The organism is Ramlibacter sp., from assembly GCF_028291745.1.
Classification (GTDB): Bacteria; Pseudomonadota; Gammaproteobacteria; order Burkholderiales; family Burkholderiaceae_C; genus Ramlibacter.
Map to the genome: position 1 here is coordinate 1 of NZ_JAQGNQ010000061.1, position 17,568 is coordinate 17,568.

A 17,568-nucleotide genomic window follows, 5' to 3' on the forward strand; every position below is an offset into this window, starting at 1 on the left:
GTTAGACCGCAGGGATAGGCTTCGGTCAGGCGCAGCGCTCACCAACGGCACCGGTAGACGGCCTTTTGCCAGCGGCGCTGCAACCTGACGCAGGGCTCTGGGCTGCCCGTCACCAGCGGCTTGCAGTTCGTCCTTGCTCGCGCTGGACGCAGCGTCTCCGACGGCCCGTAAAGCTTCGCACAGCACGCAACTGACGGCGGTTCGCGGCCGTCTTTGGCAAGCGGTGCCCGCACCTACGAGGCCCAAAACCTTGAAGAAGGTAGCGGTCCTGCAGCAATCAAGGAAGGTCTGGAAGGGCACGGCGATTCTCTTCGGCCTGCGGTCTAACGTAGAAGTGACCGGCGGACAGTAGGCCGGCGAATGCCGGCCGAGAGGACGTCCGTGTCGACTGCCATGTTATGCGCGCCGCAAGCGGTCGGCCAGGGCACGACACTCGCGGGCTGCGCTTCCGAGTGCTCTGGCAAGCCACGCTCTCCCAACCCAGCGGCATCAAGCTTGCGGCCGTCCGGCCCCATCGAGGCGCAGCGGTCACGCGTGCGCTGGGAATCGCACGAAGGCGTAATCCAGCGGCGGTGCACGGCCTCTTTTGACACGCGGCCTAACCAGTACGACGGCACAAAACCTTGAACGAAGCCACAGGCTCTATCCCGGCCGACAAGGAAGGCGCTGCGGTCACCGGCTGTCGTATAACGTCGGAGTTGCCCGGCACGCAGCGGCATTGCGCCGCGGGGCGTAGGCTCACCAGCACGCCTCGCGGCGCAATGCCGCTGCGTGTCCGCGTCGAACGACCTGTTATGCCGCGTCACAACCGAGCGCCCTCCACCCAAAGTCTATCCTTTCCGACGGTCGTGTACCACGAGCGAAAGGCGCGACGGTAGCCTTCAAAGGGTTCCGCCAAAGGAGCCCGCGGATCTTCGCTCAGCCCGTACGCCATTCCCTCGACAAACCAAGAGGGCTTAGCGAGCAGGGCTACCACCCCAAACTGCTTTGCCTGCACGTAATGAATGATCTCGTGGCGCACGTAGTATGCCTTCCAGGCGCGAGGACCCACCACTGTGCCAACCGTTCCGAAGGTGACGGCGGACCGGGCGCCAAGGCCGAACTTCGCAGCACAGGCCTCAGAAGCGCAGAAAACGATGCGGGGCACACCTGATATGGGCGCAACGTTCTTGCCCACGAACTCGGCCGCCTCTGTGTAAAGGGCTTGAGCTTCGGCCGTCTTCGACGCGTCGTCCACACACACCATCGAATCAACACAGGTGACTCCGTTCCATTCCGGCATCAGCACACGCACTGGCCTGACAACGGCCCACGCCAGTGCCGGAACAACGGTTAGAAGGAGCAGCGCAACGCGCTTCAGCGGTGGCTTGTTAAGCGGCATAACGTAGAAGTGACCGGCGGACGCAGGCCGGCGAATGCCGGCCGATAGGACGTCCGTGTCGACTGCCATGTTATGCGCGCCGCAAGCGGTCGACCAGGGCGCGACGCTCGCCGACCGACGCTGCCGACTGCCCTCGCAACGCACGCCTCTCCAACCAGCGGCGTTAACCTTACGGCGGTGGGGCGCGCACGAGGCGCAGCGCTCCCGTTTGCCACGCACCTGCTGCAAGGCGGTACGGACATCCGAACCGTGCAGGAATTGCTCGGGCACAGCGATGTCAGCACCACGATGATCTACACGCGCGTGCTGAAGGTGTCGGCGGGAACGACCAGGAGCCCCTTGGATGCAATCACCGTCGAGTGATCTCCCGCGTCGCTTTAGCGGCACAGCGGCGTCTGCTGGAGTGTTGCTCGGCGAGCTCGATCCGATGGTTGCCGCGACCCGCGCCGAGCTCTTCAACTCGCCACTCCGCCACATCGCGCCTCCGCGAATCGCTCAAACGCACACTGTCCCGTCCGACGCGGCATCGGCAAACCTTCGGCTAGATTGGCACCATGATCGAACGGGAGCTCGTCTTCCCCACCGCCTGGGGCCAGCTCGCCGGCACGCTGCTGCTGCCCGACGGGGCAGGGCCGTGGCCGGCGGCGCTGCTGATTGCGGGCTCCGGGGCAACCGACCGCGATGGCAACACGCCGCTCTTGCCCGGCGCGCTCGACAACGTCAAGCGACTGGCGCACGCACTGGCTGCCCGCGGGGTCGCTTCGCTGCGCTACGACAAACGCGGCGTGGGTGCGAGCGTTTATCCTGGCCTGAACGAGGAGGCTCTGCGTTTCGAACACCTCGTCGACGATGCCGTGATGCTGGCAGAGCGACTAGCGGACGAAGAGGGCGTTCGTGCGGTCAGTCTCGTCGGGCATAGCGAGGGCGCGCTGATCGCTGCACTCGCGGCAGAGGATGCCCACGCGCTGGCTGTCGTCTCGATCTCCGGCGCTGGCAGCCGGGCCTCCGCACTGATGCGGCGGCAGATTGCCGGCCAGCTGCCGGGTGACCTCGCGCAACCGGCGTTTGCGGCACTCGACGCGCTCGAAGCACAGCAGCAGATCGACGACGTCCCCGATACGCTGGTACTGCTGTTCCGGCCGACGGTGCAGCCTTACCTGATGTCCTGGTTTCGGCACGACCCGCCGGCCGTGCTGGCACAGCTGCAGGTGCCCGTGCTGCTGTTGCACGGCAACGCAGATCCGCAGCTGGATGTGGAGCACGTTCGCTGGCTGCAGGCCGGCAAGCCGGATGCGCAGGTGCGGATCGTCGATGGCATGGACCACCTGCTGTCGGTTGGGGGAGACATTCCGCGCGGCACCGAGATGATCGCTGCCGAAGTGGCGGAATGGTTGCAGTCGCTGGACGTCGAAGTGGCGGCGTAGCTCAGCGCCGACCTTGTCCAGGTGTTCGCGACCCGCGCATCGCTGGGGTGCGCGCGGCGCAGCCCAGCCTACAGTCGCAGGTAGCTGAGATGCGTACACGTGGAAGTCCTTCTGCGACTTCTGCGTAACTCCCGCCCTCTGCGTTCCATTGTCTGTCCACCCCAGCGTACTCCGCCGACAGAGAGTCGCCGCTGAACGCCCCTCGCGCGCCACCCGTCTCCATAATCGGCGCATGACTTCCTCCCCCCGCAAATGGCAGTTCTGGATCGACCGCGGCGGCACTTTCACGGACGTGGTCGGCCGGCGTCCGGATGGCACGCTGCTCACCCACAAGCTGCTGTCGGAGAATCCCGAGCAGTACCGCGATGCGGCGGTTGCGGGCATTCGCCACCTGCTGGGGCTGGCGCCGGGCGAGCCCATCACACCCGAGCAGGTCGAGTGCGTGAAGATGGGCACGACGGTCGCCACCAACGCGCTGCTCGAACGCAAGGGCGAACCCACGCTGCTGGTCACTACGCGCGGCTTTCGCGACGCGCTGCGCATCGCGTACCAGAACCGGCCCCGCCTGTTCGATCGCCACATCGTGTTGCCCGAGCTGCTCTATGGCGAGGTGATCGAAGCGCAGGAGCGCATGGGCGCGCACGGCGAGGTGGTGCAGGCGCTGGATGAAGCCCCCCTGGAACAGGCGCTGCGCGAGGCGCATGCGCGCGGCCTGCGCAGCGTGGCGATCGTGTTCCTGCACGGCTACCGCTACACCGCGCACGAAGCGGCCGCGCGCCGGCTGGCGCAGCAGGCCGGCTTCACGCAGATCAGCACTTCGCACGAAACCAGCCCGATGATGAAGCTGGTGAGCCGCGGTGACACGACGGTGGTCGATGCCTACCTGTCACCCATCCTGCGGCGCTACGTGGAGCAGGTGGCCGCCGAGATGCCGGGCGTGAAGCTGTTTTTCATGCAATCCTCGGGCGGCCTCACCGATGCGCATACCTTCCAGGGCAAGGACGCGATCCTCTCCGGGCCGGCCGGCGGCATCGTCGGCATGGCACGCACGGCGCAACTTGCGGGACACGAGAAGGTGATCGGCTTCGACATGGGCGGCACGTCGACCGACGTCTCGCACTTCGCCGGCGAATTCGAGCGCGAGTTCGAGACGCAGGTGGCCGGCGTGCGCATGCGCGCCCCGATGATGAGCATTCACACCGTCGCGGCCGGCGGCGGATCGATCCTCGAATTCGACGGTGCGCGCTTTCGCGTCGGGCCGCAGAGCGCAGGCGCGAACCCGGGGCCCGCGAGCTATCGGCGCGGCGGCCCGTTGGCCGTGACGGATGCGAACGTGATGGTCGGCAAGATCCAGCCGAAGTACTTTCCCCGGGTGTTCGGGCTGCAGGCCGACGAGGCCCTGAGCTACGAGGCGGCCTCGGCGAAATTCGAGGAACTGGCGCAACGCATCGGCCGCGCGCCGGCGGAAGTGGCCGAAGGCTTCATCGCCATCGCCGTGCAGCAGATGGCCAATGCCATCAAGAAGATCTCGGTGGCGCGCGGCTACGACGTCACGCGCTACACGCTGCAATGCTTCGGCGGCGCCGGCGGCCAGCATGCCTGCCTGGTGGCCGATGCGCTCGGCATGGCGCGCGTGTTCGTGCATCCCCTGGCGGGCGTGCTGTCCGCGTACGGCATGGGCCTGGCGGACCAGAACGTGATTCGCGAACAGGCGGTCGAAGTGCTGTTGGCGCCAGAGAACCTGGTGCAGGTGCAGCAGCGGCTGGACGATCTTGCAGCGTCCGCGCAGGCGGAGCTGCAGCGGCAGCAGCTCAGTGGCAACGCGGTGCAGGTGCACCGCCGGGTGCACGTGCGCTACCAGGGCAGCGATTCGGCGCTGGTGGTGCCTTTCAGTTCCCAGCAGGAGATCGTGTCGGCTTTCGAGTCGGCCTATCGCCAGCGCTTTTCCTTCCTGATGCCGGGCAAGCCGATGATCGTGGAAGCGGTCTCGGTGGAGGCCATCGTCGCGGGCGACGCACCGGCCGAGCCGCGCCAGACCGAGCAGCCCGGGCGCGCCGTGCCGCGGCGCGAGACCGTGCGCATGTATTCCGGCGGCGCGTGGCACGAGGCCGCCCTGTGCGTGCGCGAGGACCTGCGCCCCGGCGATGCGATCGACGGTCCGGCGATCATCGCCGAGAAGAATGCAACCACGATCGTGGAGCCGGGCTGGCGCGCGCGCATCACGGGCCTGGACCACATCGTGCTGGATCGCACCGTCCCGCGCACCGTGAAGTTCGCCGCCGGAACGCAAGTGGACCCGGTGCTGCTGGAGGTGTTCAACAACCTCTTCATGAACATCGCGGAGCAGATGGGGCTGCAGCTGCAGAACACCGCGTATTCGGTCAACATCAAGGAGCGGCTCGATTTTTCCTGCGCGCTGTTCGACGCCGAGGGCAATCTCATTGCCAATGCGCCGCACATGCCGGTGCACCTGGGCAGCATGGGCGAGAGCATCAAGACGGTGATTCGCGAGAACCGCGAGACGATGAAGCCGGGCGACGTGTACGTGTTGAACGATCCGTATCACGGGGGCACGCATTTGCCGGATGTGACGGTGATCACGCCGGTGTATCTGGGACAGCCCTCACCCCAACCCTCTCCCGCAGGCGGGAGAGGGAGTTCCGTGTTGCACCCTCTCCCGCCTGCGGGAGAGGGTGGGGGTGAGGGCAGCGGCGCTCGGGAAGTACCGCTCTTCTACGTCGGCTCCCGCGGCCACCACGCCGACATCGGCGGCATCACGCCCGGCTCCATGCCGCCCTTCTCTACCCGCATCGAGCAAGAGGGCGTGCAGATCGACAACTTCAAGCTGATCGACGGCGGGACCCTGCGCGAAGAGGAGATGATCGCCTTGCTGTGCAGCGGCGCCCACCCCTCGCGCAATCCCGAGCAGAACATGGGCGACCTCAAGGCGCAAATCGCGGCCAACGAGAAGGGCGTGCAGGAACTGGGGAAGATGGTCGACCAGTTCGGCCTCGAGGTCGTGCAGGCCTACATGCGCCACGTGCAGGACAACGCGGAGGAGTCGGTGCGCCGCGTGATCACGCGCCTGAAGGATGGCGAGTTCACGCTGCCCCTGGACAACGGTGCGCAGATCCACGTGAGCATTCGCGTCGATGCGGCCAATCGCGGCGCCGAGATCGACTTCACCGGTACCTCACCGCAGCAGGCCAACAACTTCAATGCGCCCAAGGCCGTGTGCATGGCGGCGGTGCTGTATGTGTTCCGCACGCTGGTCAGCGACGAGATTCCGCTCAATGCGGGCTGCCTCAAGCCGCTGAACGTGATCGTGCCGGAAGGCTGCATGCTCAATCCGCATCCGCCGGCCTCGGTGGTGGCGGGCAACGTCGAGACGTCCACGTGCATCACGAACGCGATCTACGGCGCGCTCGGCGTCATGGCCGCCAGCCAGTGCACGATGAACAACTTCACCTTCGGCAATGCGCGCTACCAGTACTACGAGACGATCTCGGGCGGCAGCGGCGCGGGCGGCCTCTACGACGAGGAGGGGCGCCTGTGCGGCGGCTTCGACGGCACGAGCGTCGTGCAGACGCACATGACCAATTCGCGCCTCACCGATCCCGAGGTGCTGGAGTTCCGCTTCCCGGTGCGGCTGGAAAGCTATGAGATCCGCCACGGCTCCGGCGGGGCAGGGCGCTGGCACGGCGGCGAGGGTGGCATCCGCCGGGTGCGCTTCCTCGAGACCATGACGGCCAGCATCCTCTCGAACGGTCGCAAGTTTCCCGCCTTCGGCATGGCCGGGGGGCAGCCGGGTCAGGTGGGCATCAACCGCGTGCTGCGCAGCGACGGCCGCATCGAGGAACTCGCCCACATCGGCTCCGCGGAAATGGGGCCGGGGGATGTGTTCGAGGTGCACACGCCGGGGGGTGGGGGGTTCGGCACCTGAGGTAGGCTGGGCTGCCGCAGGCACCCCAGCTATTCGGCCCACGCGTGGTGGCGTTCCTGCGGCAACCCACCCCAAGGGCCAAGCCGGCGTGAGCCCTGGCCGACTACTTCTTCGCGGAAGCGGCCGGCTTGGCAGCGGACGCCGTCTTGTCCTCCTTCTTGGCGTCCTTGGCGGCCGCCTTCTCGTCCTTCTTGCTTTCCTTGGCCGCGGCCTTCTCCTCCTTCTTGTCGGCCTTGGCTTCCTTCTTTTCTTCCTTCTTCGCGGCGGCGGCCTTCTTGAATTCCGCGCCCTTGACGGTCAGGCCTTCGGCCGAGAGCTTGGCGGCCGTGGCGTCGCCGATGCCCTTGACGCGCGAGACGAGGTCGTCCCAGTTCTTGAAGTCGCCCTTCTTGCGCTCGTCGATGATGCGCTTGCTCATGACGGGGCCGATGCCCTTGACGGCATCGAGTTCGGTGGCCGTGGCCTTGTTCACGTCGACCGCGGCAAAGCAGGCGGCCGCGTAGAGCATGGCCAGCAGGACAAGAATCTTCTTCAGCATGGATATCTCCACCACGAGGGGTTGTTGAACGCGGCCCGGATGGACTGCCAGTCCACAACGGCACAGGCGGAGTGGCCGTTGACGCGGCTTTTCCCCTCCACGGCAATTGCCCGCGCCGCCGCTTCACCCCCCGCAGGCGCAGCCCGCTTCTAGAATCCGGCTCCCGTTGCCGCCGGAGAGTGCCGATGCAGTTGAGCCCCAGCCTGTTCAAGGCCTACGACCTGCGGGGCGTGGTCCCCGCCACCCTGGACGAGGAGGTGGCGCAAGCACTGGGCCGTGCATTCGGGGCGCGGGCGCTCGCGGCCGGCGAGCGCACGGTGGCGGTCGGACGCGATGGCCGCCTGAGCGGGCCTGCGCTCAGTGCCGCGCTGATCCGTGGGCTGGTGGCAAGCGGCGTCGACGTGATCGACATCGGCCGCGTGACCACGCCCCTCGTCTGGTTCGCCACCTGCACGCTGTGCACGAGCGGCATCCAGGTGACGGCCAGCCACAACCCGAAGGACCATAACGGCTTCAAGCTGGTGCTGGCCGGCCGCTCGCTGCACGGCGAGGACCTGCAGGCGCTGCGCCGCGCCATGGCAGCGGACGACTCGCCGGTGGCAACGCGCCCGGGCAGCGTGCGTCACGCCGATGTCTTTCCCGCTTACCTGGAACGCATCGTCGCTCACATCCGGCTTGCGCGGCCGCTGAAGATCGTGCTCGACTCGGGCAACGGAATCGGCGGGGCGTGTGCGCCGCAGGTATTCCGCGCGCTTGGCTGCGAGGTGGTGGAGTTGTTCAGCGAGGTGGACGGCCGTTTCCCCAACCACCATCCCGATCCCAGCAAGCCCGAGAATCTGCGCGACCTGCAAGCCGCGGTGCGCGAGACCGGCGCCGATGTCGGACTCGCTCTCGACGGCGACGGCGATCGGCTCGGCGTGGTCACGCGCTCCGGCCAGATCATCTTTCCCGACCGGCAGATGATCCTGTACGCGCGCGACGTGCTGCAGCGGGTGCCGGGCGCGCCGGTGCTGTTCGACGTCAAGTGCACGCAGCGACTCGCCCCCGCCATTCGCGATGCTGGCGGTGTGCCGGTGATGGTCACCAGCGGCTATCCGCTGCTGCGCGCCAAGATGATGGAGACGCGGGCGCCGCTGGGTGGCGAGATGAGCGGGCACATCGTCTTCAACGAGCGCTGGCTGGGCTTCGACGATGGCACGTATGCCGGTTGCCGCCTGCTGGAGATCCTCTCCCGCCACCGCGATCCAGGCGCGGTGCTCGAGGCGCTGCCAGCGAGCCATTCGACGCCCGAGCTGAACATCCGCTGCGCCGAGGGAGAGCCGCACCGCATCGCGGCCGAACTCGTGCAGCGCGCGCACTTCCCGGATGCGCAGGTGTGCACGATTGACGGCTTGCGCGTGGACTGGAGCGATGGCTTCGGCCTGGTGCGCGCGTCGAACACGACGCCGGTGCTGGTGCTGCGCTTCGAGGGCCACACGCGCGAAGCGATGGAGCGCATCCAGGGCGAGATGCTGGCGTTGTTGCGCAGCGTGAAGCCGGACGCCGTGTTGCCGACGTGAATCGGTGGATGCGTCCCTATGCGACCGTGGAGAGCACCTGCAGGTACTTCAACACGCCCGCCGCCACGTCGGCGAATTGATGATCGCAGCCCGCCGCGCGCAGCGCCGTCAAGTCGGCCTGCGTGTAGCACTGGTACTTGCCCCGCAGCGCATCCGGGAAGGCGATGTATTCGAGCAGCCCCTGCTGCACGGCCGACGCGGCATCCGGAACACCACCGCCCTTGAGCGCATTGACCACGGCCACTGCCACGTCGTTGAACGGCTGCGCGCGGCCGGTGCCCAGGTTGAAGATGCCGCTTTTTTCCGGATGGTCGAAGAACCACAGGTTCACCGCCACCACGTCGTCGACGAACACGAAGTCGCGCGTCTGCTCGCCCGGGCCATAGCCGCCGTACTCGCCGAACAGCTTCACCAAGCCCCGCTCGCGCAGTTGATTGAACTGGTGGAAGGCGACGCTGGCCATGCGGCCCTTGTGCTGTTCGCGCGGGCCGTACACGTTGAAGTAGCGAAACCCTGTCACCTGCGACTTCATGCGCTTGAAGTCGCCGCCGCACTCGCGCCGCATGCGCTGGTCGAACAGCAGCTTGCTGTAGCCGTAGACGTTCAGCGGCCGCTCGAACTCGGGGGTTTCGCGGAAGGTGGCGGAGCCGCCGTAGACCGCGGCCGACGACGCGTACAACAGGCGTGTGCCGCGGTCCTGGCAGGCCTCGTACAAGCCGCAGGACAGGCCGTAGTTGTTGTCCATCATGTACTTGCCGTCCTGCTCCATCGTGTCGCTGCAGGCGCCGTCGTGGAACACGGCCTCCACCTTGCCGAAGCCGCCGTCGGCGAAGATGGCGTAGAACTCGTCGGCGTCCACATAGTCGGCGATCTGCAGGTCGACCAGGTTGCGGAACTTGTCGCCCTGGGTCATGTCGTCGACCGCGATGATGTCGGTGATACCGCGGGCGTTGAGCCCCTTGACGATGTTGGAGCCGATGAAGCCGGCGGCGCCGGTGACCACGACACGCGTCATGCGAACAACTCCTCGTACGAAACGGTGGCGGTGCCGAACTTGCCCACCACGATGCCGCCGGCGCGATTGGCGATCGGCAGCGCAGCGCGCAGCGACAGGCCCGCGGCCACCATCGTGGCCAGCGTGGCGATGACCGTGTCGCCGGCGCCGGTCACGTCGAACACCTCGCGCGCCTGCGCCTTCACATGCAGCTCGCCCTGCCCGTCGAACAAGGTCATGCCCTCCTCGCTGCGCGTGAGCAGCAGGCCCTGCAGGCCCAGCTCCTCGCGCAGCTTGTGGGCGCGCGCGCGCAGGTCGTCCTCGCCATGCCAGCGGCCCACCACGTCCTGCAGTTCGGCGCGGTTGGGCGTGATGACGCTGGCGCCGCGGTAGCGCGAATAGTCCGAGCCCTTGGGATCGACCAGCACCGGCTTGCCGGCGGCGCGCGCCGCTTCGATCATCGCGGGAATGTGGGCCAGCCCGCCCTTGCCGTAGTCGGAAAACAGGATGGCGTCCTGCTGCGGCAGCAAGCCGGTGAAGGCCTCCGTCTGCATGCCCAGCACCTCGTGGTCCGGCTCGTTCTCGAAGTCCAGGCGCAGCAACTGCTGCTGCCGGCCGATCACGCGCAGCTTGACGGTGGTGCGCAGGCCGGCGTCGCGCTTGAGGTGCGTGCGGATGCCGGTTTCCTGCAGCAGCGATTCCAGCGTGTGACCGGCTTCGTCGTCACCCACCACGCCCAGGAAGCTGGCCTGCGCGCCCAGCGTGCTGACGTTGTAGGCCACGTTGGCGGCCGCGCCGATGCGCTCTTCCTCGCGCGAGACCTTCACCACGGGCACCGGTGCTTCGGGCGAAATGCGTTCGACCGCGCCGTGCCAGTAGCGATCGAGCATGGCGTCGCCGACGACCAGGACGCGCGCGTTGGCGAGTTGTTGCTTGGTGGGGTTCATGGTCAGAGTTCTTCGACGCGACGGGCCGGATAGGAGTCCCAGGCCTGGCAGCCAGGGCATTGCCAGAAGTGCTGCTTGGCCTCGAAACCGCAGGCGGCGCAGCGGTAGCGGGTGAGGGGCTTCACGGCATGGTCGAGAGCGCGCTGCACGTCGGGATGGAATTGCTCGTGCTCCAGCTTCTCCCCGGCGATCCACTTGGCGGCCGCGACCAGCGACGGCTCGCGCTTGAGGTGCTGCACGTACCACTGGCGCGCCGACTCCTGGTCGTCTTCCAGCGCCGTGATGCCGTCCAGCACATCGAGCGAGGCCAGGTGCTCGTAGCTCGTGCGCAGCAGTTGCAGCGCTTCGTTTTCGCGGCCGCTGGCAGCCGCGGCATCGGTCATGGGCTTGGCCAGCAAGGGCAGGGCGATCGGCACGGCCTCGGCGGCTTCCACCAGCAGGTCGAAGGCGCCGCGCGCATCGCCCGCCTTGCGGCGCAGCGCGGCGAGCTCCATGCGCGGGCGCGGCGTGCGCGGCGCCAGCTTCATCGCTTTCTGCAGCAGCTGTTCGGCCTCGGCCGGCGTGGCGGACGCGGCCTGTTCGCACAGGTAGTGCGCCTGGCGCCCGGAGAACTGGCCGGAGCCGGCGGCGTCGAGCTTGCGCGCGATCTCGGAGGCCTGCGGCCAGTCGCGCGAGCGCTCGTAGATGGCCAGCAGCGCCAGCAGCGCCTGTTCCTCGTAGGCCGTGCCTTCCAGCTTGCGCAGGGCCTCCTCGGCGCGATCGAGCAGGCCGGCCTTGAGGTAGTCGAGGGCGAGCGCGTGCTGGGCGCGATGGCGGTCGGCACGCGACAGGTCGGCGCGCGAGAGCAGGTGTTCGTGCACGCGCACCGCGCGTTCGTACTCGCCGCGGCGGCGGAACAGGTTGCCCAGGGCGAAGTGCAGCTCGGAAGTGTCCGGGTCGTTCTGCACGGCCTCGATGAAGGCGTCGATGGCCTGGTCCTGCTGTTCGTTCAGCAGGAAGTTCAGGCCGCGGAAATAGGCCTTGGGCGCCAGGCGGTTCTCGATGCGCAACTGGCGCAGGTCGAGGCGGGATGCGAGCCAGCCCAGGCCGAAGGCGATCGGCAGGCCCCAGAGCAGCCAGGTGAGATCAAAGTCCATGCGTGGGCGGCGTGCCTTGTCCGATCAGCGTGCTGTGCGCATGCGTGTCCGCGCCCGGCGACGCGCGCGCCGCCTTGCGGTGCTTCCACCAGCGCGGCACCATGCCCAGCGCGCCGACGGCCAGGCCGGCCGCGAACGCGGCCAGCACCACCAGCACCAGCGGCGCCGTCCACTGCGTGCCGAAGAAGAAGTGCACCGTGGCGTCCTGCTGGTTGTTCAGCGCGAAGGCGAACAGGGTAAAAAAAATGGCTGCCTTGAGCAGCCATGCAATGTATTTCATCCGGGCTCCTCGCTCGCCAGGATTCTACGGTTCGGCGTTGAGTGTTCAGCGTTGGGCGCGAACACACGCCGAACGCCTAACTCTCAACCCTCAACGCCTCGGTCCGCTCGTCCACCGCTTCCCGCAGGGCCTTGCCCGGCTTGAAGTGCGGCACCCGCTTTTCCGGGATGTGCACGCTTTCGCCCGAACGGGGATTGCGGCCCATGCGGGGCGGGCGATGGTTGATCGAGAAGCTGCCGAAGCCGCGGATCTCGATGCGGTGCCCGCGCACCAGCGCCTCTCCCATCGCGTCGAGAATGGTCTTGACGGCGTATTCCGCGTCGCGATGCGTCAGCTGGCTGAAGCGGGACGCGAGTTCTTCCACGAGGTCCGATCGGGTCATTGTGGATCGCTTGGCGGATGTCATTGCAGGTCAAGCCCGCAATGACATCCGCTGGTGCTTCTTACGAACGATCGTTGTCGCTCAGCTTGGCACGCAGGAGCGCGCCGAGGCTGGTGGTGCCGGCGTTCTCGCGCGCGGACTGCTGCGACAGGTTCTGCATGGCACCCTGCTCGTCGATCATGTCCTTCTGCTTGATCGACAGCTGGATGTTGCGCGTCTTGCGATCGATGTTGACGATCACGACGTTCACTTCGTCGCCTTCCTTGAGCACGTTGCGCGCGTCTTCCACGCGGTCGCGGCTGATTTCGGAGGCACGCAGGTAACCCAGCACCTCCTCGCCCAGGTCGATCTCGGCGCCCTTCGGGTCGACCGTCTTGACCTTGCCCGACACCGCGGAGCCCTTGTCGTGCACCGAGGTGAAGGTGGAGAACGGATCGCCATCGAGCTGCTTGATGCCCAGGCTGATGCGTTCGCGGTCGACGTCGACGCCGAGGACGATCGCGTCGACTTCCTGGCCCTTCTTGTAGTTGCGAACGGCCTGCTCGCCGGTTTCGCTCCAGGACAGGTCGGACAGGTGCACCAGGCCGTCGATGCCGGCAGCCAGGCCCACGAACACGCCGAAGTCGGTGATCGACTTGATCGGGCCCTTGACGCGGTCGCCGCGCTTGGTGTTCTGCGCGAATTCCTGCCAGGGGTTGGCCTTGCACTGCTTCATGCCCAGGCTGATGCGGCGCTTGTCTTCGTCGATCTCGAGGACCATGACTTCGACTTCGTCACCCAGGGACACGACTTTGGACGGGGCCACGTTCTTGTTGGTCCAGTCCATTTCGGAGACGTGCACCAGGCCTTCGATGCCGGGCTCGAGTTCGACGAACGCGCCGTAGTCGGCGATGTTCGTGATCTTGCCGAACATGCGCGTGCCGTTGGGGTAGCGGCGCGAAACGCCCATCCACGGGTCGTCGCCCATCTGCTTGAGACCCAGCGAGACCCGGTTCTTCTCGGTGTCGAACTTGAGGATCTTGGCGGTGATTTCCTGGCCGGCCGTGACCACCTCGGACGGGTGGCGCACGCGGCGCCAGGCCATGTCGGTGATGTGCAGCAGGCCGTCGATGCCGCCGAGGTCGACGAACGCACCGTACTCGGTGATGTTCTTGACGACGCCGCGGACGATGGAGCCTTCCTTCAAGGTTTCCATCAGCTTGGCGCGCTCTTCGCCCATCGACGCTTCGACCACGGCGCGGCGACTCAGCACCACGTTGTTGCGCTTGCGATCGAGCTTGATGACCTTGAATTCGAGGGTCTTGTTCTCGTACGGGGTCAGGTCCTTGATGGGACGCGTGTCGATCAGCGAACCGGGCAGGAAGGCGCGGATGCCGTTGACCAGGACGGTGAGGCCGCCCTTGACCTTGCCGGTGGTGGTGCCGGTGACGAATTCGCCGGATTCCAGGGCCTTTTCGAGGCTCATCCAGGAAGCCAGGCGCTTGGCCTTGTCGCGCGACAGGATCGTGTCGCCGTAGCCGTTTTCGATGGCGTCGATGGCAACCGAGACGAAGTCTCCGGCTTGCACTTCGACTTCGCCCTGGTCGTTCTTGAATTCTTCGATCGGAATGTAGGCTTCCGACTTCAGGCCGGCGTTGACGACGACGTGGTTGTGTTCCACGCGGACGACTTCGGCGGTGATGACTTCGCCGGCGCGCATTTCGGCGCGTTGCAGCGATTCCTCGAACAGGGCGGCAAAGGATTCAGACATTGAGTTTGCGGTTTGACCCGCGGGTTGGTTCGTTGATGATCCCCGCCACCGGTGCGCTGCTGCGCGGAGGGAGTGTCGGGGGCCCAGGAAGCTCGACTTCCTGTTCTCTGGTTTCAGGGCGGCGGGCAGGCCGGCCCTTGTCGCTTGGCAGCGCCTTCAGTTGGGGCCGAAAGCCTGCTTTTCATCCCACCACTGCAGCACCTGGGCGACCGATTCTTCGACGGTCTGGCCCGAGTTATCCAGCAGCAGGGCGTCTTCGGCCGGCCGCAAGGGGGCGACGGCGCGATTGCTGTCGCGCGCATCGCGCGCTTCCAGGTCCGCACGAAGAGCGGCGAGTGTAGCTGGAATCCCTTTTGAAATCAATTGCTTATGCCGGCGGTCGGCACGCTGGGCGGCACTCGCCGTGAGGTACACCTTGAGCCGGGCGTCCGGGAAGATCACGGTGCCCATGTCGCGACCGTCGGCCACCAGCCCCGGCAGCTGGCGAAAGCCCTGTTGCAGGGCGACCAGCGCGGTGCGCACGGCCGGCAAAGCCGAGACCTTGGAGGCATTCATGCCGTTCTCCTCGGTGCGGATCGCGTCCGTCACGTCGAGGCCGGCCAGCAACACGCGGCCGCCGGTGAAGGCAATGGCCAGGTTCTCGGCCAGCCGCGCAATCGTGTGTTCGTGGGCGACGTCGAGCGCCAGGCCCGCCTGGACCGCGGCATGGCCGGTGATGCGATACAGCGCGCCCGAGTCGAGGTAGTGGTAGCCCAGCCGGTGCGCCACTTCCGAGGCCAGCGTGCCCTTGCCGGAGGCGGTCGGGCCATCGACGCAGAGCACCGGGATGTGGGGCGTGTCCGTGCGCGTCACGGCGAACAGGGTCTCGAAGAAATCGGGGAAGGTCTTGCCCACGCACTTGGGATCTTCGATGCGCACGGGCACGCCAGCGCGATTGAAGGCAGCCAGCGCGAAGCACATCGCCAGGCGATGGTCGTCGTAGGTGTGGATGGCGGCGGGCGTCCAGTCCTGCGGCGGCGTCACGCGCAGGAAATCCTCGCCTTCATCGACCTCGGCGCCGAGCTTGCGCAGCTCGATGGCCATCGCCGCGAGGCGATCGGTTTCCTTCACCCGCCAGCTGGCGATGTTGCGCAGCGTGGTGGGGCCGTCGCCGTAGAGCGCCATCACTGCCAGCGTCATCGCGGCGTCGGGGATGTGGTTGCAATCGAGGTCGATGGCGCGCAGCGGCCAGGCGCCGCGCTGGACTTCCAGCCAGTTCGGGCCGCTGGTCACGGCCGCGCCCATCTGCTGCGCGGCCTCGACGAAGCGGATGTCGCCCTGGATGGAGGCGGCACCCACGCCCTCGATGCGCAGCGGCTGCTGCACCGCGGCCAGCGCGCCGAGCGCGACGAAGTAGCTGGCCGACGAGGCATCGGCTTCGACGTGGATCTCCCCGGGCGAGCGGTAGCGGCTGCCCGCGGGAATCGTGAACCGCTGCCAGCCTTCGCGCCGCACCGCGACGCCGAACTGCTGCAGCATGTTCAGCGTGATCTCGATGTAGGGCTTGGAGATCAGCTCGCCGACGACTTCGATGACGATGTCCTGCGTGCTGACCAGGGGCAGCGCCATCAGCAGGGCGGTGAGGAACTGGCTGGAGACGTCGCCGCGGACCGGGATGGGGGCATCGAGCTGCAGCGCCGGCGCGGGGTGGATCTTCAGCGGCGGATAGCCCTCGTTGCCCAGGTAATCGATGCGGCAACCGAGCTGGCGCAGGGCATCGACCAGATCGCCGATGGGTCGCTCGTGCATGCGCGCGACACCGGACAGCTCGAACTCGCCGCCCAGCAGGGCGAGGGCGGCGGTGAGCGGCCGCATGGCGGTGCCGGCGTTGCCGAGAAAAAGCCTCTTCGCTCCCTCCCCCTCCGGGGGAGGGTTTGGGTGGGGGCGCCCCCCTCCCAGCCTCCCCCCGGAGGGGGGAGGAGATGAATCCAGGCTCCCTCTCCCGCTTGCGGGAGATGCGGGGTCCCCAGGAAGCTTTGCTTTCTGGGGTGCCATGGGTTGGGGTGAGGGCCGCGGCATGCCGGTCACCTCGATGCTGTTGGAAGCTCCGTGCACCACGCTGCACCCCAGCGCCCGCAAGGCATCCAGCATCACCCGCGTGTCGTCCGAATCGAGCAGGTCGTGGACGACCGTGGTCCCCTCGCACAGCGCCGCCAGCAGCAGCACGCGGTTGGAGATGCTCTTGGAGCCGGGGAGGGCGACCGTGCCGGCGGCTTCTTCGAGCGGGGGGAGGTCCAGGAAGGCGGTGGTGAACACGGGACCTTACTTCTTGCGGCCCATGTGCCACTGCGCGCGCGCCTGGCTGGCTTGCTCGATCAGCGCTTCGAGCTGTTCGCCCTTGCCCTCCTCGGCCAGCTGCAGCAGCTGGTGCAGGCTGCGCTCGAACAGCTTGGCCTGTTCGATCAGCTCGACCCGGTTGGCCAGCAGCACGTCGCGCCACAACTTCGGATCGGCGGCGGCGATGCGCGTGAAGTCGCGAAAGCCCGGCCCGGCCAGGGTGAGGAAGTTCTGCCCCTGCGGCTGGCTGACGATCGCGTGCATCAGCGCGAACGACAGCATGTGCGGCAGGTGGCTCACGGCGGCAAAGGCGGCGTCGTGCGACTCGGGCGACATCTGCTGCACATGGCAGCCCAGCGCTTCCCACAGCTCCTGCGCGCGGCGCAGATGCGCGGTCTGCGTGCGCTCGATCGGCGTGAGGATCACCTGCCGGCCGTGATAGAGATCGGGGTCGGCATGCTCCACGCCCGAGACCTCCTTGCCGGCGATGGGATGCGCCGGCACGAAGGAACCCAGGTGGTCGCGCAGCACGCGGCGCGCCGCTTCCACGACGTCGCGCTTGGTGGAGCCGACGTCCATCACCAGCATGTTGGCCGTGACGAGGTGGCGGATGGCGCGAAAGGTCGCTTCCGTCGCGGCGACCGGCACCGCGATCAGCACGATGTCCGCGCCCGAGACGGCCAGCAGCGCCGAGGGCGCCTCCACGTCGATCACGCCCATCTGGCGCGCGCGCTCGGTGGTGGTGGGCGACTTGCTGTAGCCGACGACGCGCTTGACCAGGCCGGCGCGCTTCATGGCGAGGGCGAAGGAGCCGCCCATGAGGCCGCAGCCGATCAATCCGAGTTGCTCGAACATGGCCGGCATCATCGAGCTCCGCCGGGCCGTCCCAAGGAGCGAGCGCCCCCTCGGGGGGTGGCG

The 17,568-nt window shown here is 67.3% G+C and carries 13 protein-coding genes and 1 pseudogene; 4 read left to right on the top strand and 10 right to left on the bottom strand.

What is annotated here, in order from left to right:
* Positions 1 to 802: 802 nt before the first annotated feature.
* Positions 803 to 1,450 carry a hypothetical protein gene (locus JWP60_RS10970; RefSeq protein ID WP_299790562.1) on the bottom strand — a complete coding sequence of 216 codons (648 nt, stop codon included), beginning with the start codon at positions 1,448 to 1,450 and terminating at the stop codon, positions 803 to 805.
* Between the two features lie 138 nt (positions 1,451 to 1,588).
* Between JWP60_RS10970 and JWP60_RS10975 the strand changes: the two are divergent.
* The 3 genes and pseudogenes from JWP60_RS10975 to JWP60_RS10985 all read left to right on the top strand — a co-directional run.
* A pseudogene (locus JWP60_RS10975) lies at positions 1,589 to 1,744 on the top strand (tyrosine-type recombinase/integrase); the annotation flags it as partial.
* Positions 1,745 to 1,935: 191 nt separating this feature from the next.
* A complete protein-coding gene (locus JWP60_RS10980) occupies positions 1,936 to 2,805 on the top strand; it encodes an alpha/beta hydrolase (protein WP_299790564.1) in 870 nt (289 codons plus the stop codon).
* A 232-nt stretch (positions 2,806 to 3,037) separates the two neighbouring features.
* The gene (locus JWP60_RS10985; protein WP_299790566.1) at positions 3,038 to 6,748 is read left to right on the top strand and encodes a hydantoinase B/oxoprolinase family protein; all 3,711 of its coding nucleotides are present in this window, start codon (positions 3,038 to 3,040) and stop codon (positions 6,746 to 6,748) included.
* Between the two features lie 103 nt (positions 6,749 to 6,851).
* On the opposite strand, the gene JWP60_RS10990 is transcribed toward JWP60_RS10985, so the two are convergent.
* The gene (locus JWP60_RS10990) at positions 6,852 to 7,286 is read right to left on the bottom strand and encodes a helix-hairpin-helix domain-containing protein (protein WP_299790568.1); all 435 of its coding nucleotides are present in this window, start codon (positions 7,284 to 7,286) and stop codon (positions 6,852 to 6,854) included.
* 185 nt (positions 7,287 to 7,471) lie between these two features.
* Here JWP60_RS10990 and JWP60_RS10995 point away from each other — a divergent pair, with 185 nt between their 5' ends.
* Positions 7,472 to 8,845: a phosphomannomutase/phosphoglucomutase gene (locus tag JWP60_RS10995; protein ID WP_299790570.1), complete on the top strand. Its 1,374-nt coding sequence runs from the start codon at positions 7,472 to 7,474 to the stop codon at positions 8,843 to 8,845.
* A 16-nt stretch (positions 8,846 to 8,861) separates the two neighbouring features.
* Here the strand turns inward: JWP60_RS10995 and rfaD are convergent, their stop codons facing one another.
* The 8 genes from rfaD to JWP60_RS11035 form a co-directional block, all read right to left on the bottom strand.
* A complete protein-coding gene (gene rfaD / locus JWP60_RS11000) occupies positions 8,862 to 9,860 on the bottom strand; it encodes an ADP-glyceromanno-heptose 6-epimerase (RefSeq protein ID WP_299790572.1) in 999 nt (332 codons plus the stop codon).
* Entirely contained in the window at positions 9,857 to 10,786 is a 930-nt protein-coding gene (rfaE1, locus tag JWP60_RS11005) for a D-glycero-beta-D-manno-heptose-7-phosphate kinase (protein ID WP_299790574.1), read from the bottom strand. The genes rfaD and rfaE1 overlap by 4 nt, the downstream gene beginning before the upstream one ends.
* Before the next feature lie 2 nt (positions 10,787 to 10,788).
* Positions 10,789 to 11,922: a lipopolysaccharide assembly protein LapB gene (lapB, locus tag JWP60_RS11010; protein WP_299790576.1), complete on the bottom strand. Its 1,134-nt coding sequence runs from the start codon at positions 11,920 to 11,922 to the stop codon at positions 10,789 to 10,791.
* Complete coding sequence (locus tag JWP60_RS11015; protein ID WP_299790578.1) at positions 11,912 to 12,202, bottom strand: LapA family protein; 291 nt, start codon at positions 12,200 to 12,202, stop codon at positions 11,912 to 11,914. The genes lapB and JWP60_RS11015 overlap by 11 nt, the downstream gene beginning before the upstream one ends.
* A 76-nt stretch (positions 12,203 to 12,278) precedes the next feature.
* Positions 12,279 to 12,584 carry an integration host factor subunit beta gene (locus tag JWP60_RS11020; RefSeq protein WP_299790582.1) on the bottom strand — a complete coding sequence of 102 codons (306 nt, stop codon included), beginning with the start codon at positions 12,582 to 12,584 and terminating at the stop codon, positions 12,279 to 12,281.
* Positions 12,585 to 12,645: 61 nt separating this feature from the next.
* Positions 12,646 to 14,463, bottom strand: coding sequence for a 30S ribosomal protein S1 (gene rpsA, locus JWP60_RS11025; protein ID WP_363320838.1), 1,818 nt, complete (start codon positions 14,461 to 14,463; stop codon positions 12,646 to 12,648).
* Positions 14,464 to 14,490: 27 nt separating this feature from the next.
* The gene (locus JWP60_RS11030; protein ID WP_299790584.1) at positions 14,491 to 16,629 is read right to left on the bottom strand and encodes a bifunctional 3-phosphoshikimate 1-carboxyvinyltransferase/cytidylate kinase; all 2,139 of its coding nucleotides are present in this window, start codon (positions 16,627 to 16,629) and stop codon (positions 14,491 to 14,493) included.
* A 6-nt stretch (positions 16,630 to 16,635) separates the two neighbouring features.
* Complete coding sequence (locus JWP60_RS11035) at positions 16,636 to 17,505, bottom strand: prephenate dehydrogenase/arogenate dehydrogenase family protein (protein ID WP_299790586.1); 870 nt, start codon at positions 17,503 to 17,505, stop codon at positions 16,636 to 16,638.
* Positions 17,506 to 17,568: the final 63 nt, after the last annotated feature.

Bases quoted from the DNA above. Each gene is read 5' to 3' on its own strand.
- JWP60_RS10970 (WP_299790562.1), bottom strand. From the start codon at position 1,450: ATGGCAGTCGACACGGACGTCCTATCGGCCGGCATTCGCCGGCCTGCG.
- JWP60_RS10980 (WP_299790564.1), top strand. From the start codon at position 1,936: ATGATCGAACGGGAGCTCGTCTTCCCCACCGCCTGGGGCCAGCTCGCC.
- JWP60_RS10985 (WP_299790566.1), top strand. From the start codon at position 3,038: ATGACTTCCTCCCCCCGCAAATGGCAGTTCTGGATCGACCGCGGCGGC.
- JWP60_RS10990 (WP_299790568.1), bottom strand. From the start codon at position 7,286: ATGCTGAAGAAGATTCTTGTCCTGCTGGCCATGCTCTACGCGGCCGCC.
- JWP60_RS10995 (WP_299790570.1), top strand. From the start codon at position 7,472: ATGCAGTTGAGCCCCAGCCTGTTCAAGGCCTACGACCTGCGGGGCGTG.
- rfaD (WP_299790572.1), bottom strand. From the start codon at position 9,860: ATGACGCGTGTCGTGGTCACCGGCGCCGCCGGCTTCATCGGCTCCAAC.
- rfaE1 (WP_299790574.1), bottom strand. From the start codon at position 10,786: ATGAACCCCACCAAGCAACAACTCGCCAACGCGCGCGTCCTGGTCGTC.
- lapB (WP_299790576.1), bottom strand. From the start codon at position 11,922: ATGGACTTTGATCTCACCTGGCTGCTCTGGGGCCTGCCGATCGCCTTC.
- JWP60_RS11015 (WP_299790578.1), bottom strand. From the start codon at position 12,202: ATGAAATACATTGCATGGCTGCTCAAGGCAGCCATTTTTTTTACCCTG.
- JWP60_RS11020 (WP_299790582.1), bottom strand. From the start codon at position 12,584: ATGACCCGATCGGACCTCGTGGAAGAACTCGCGTCCCGCTTCAGCCAG.
- JWP60_RS11035 (WP_299790586.1), bottom strand. From the start codon at position 17,505: ATGTTCGAGCAACTCGGATTGATCGGCTGCGGCCTCATGGGCGGCTCC.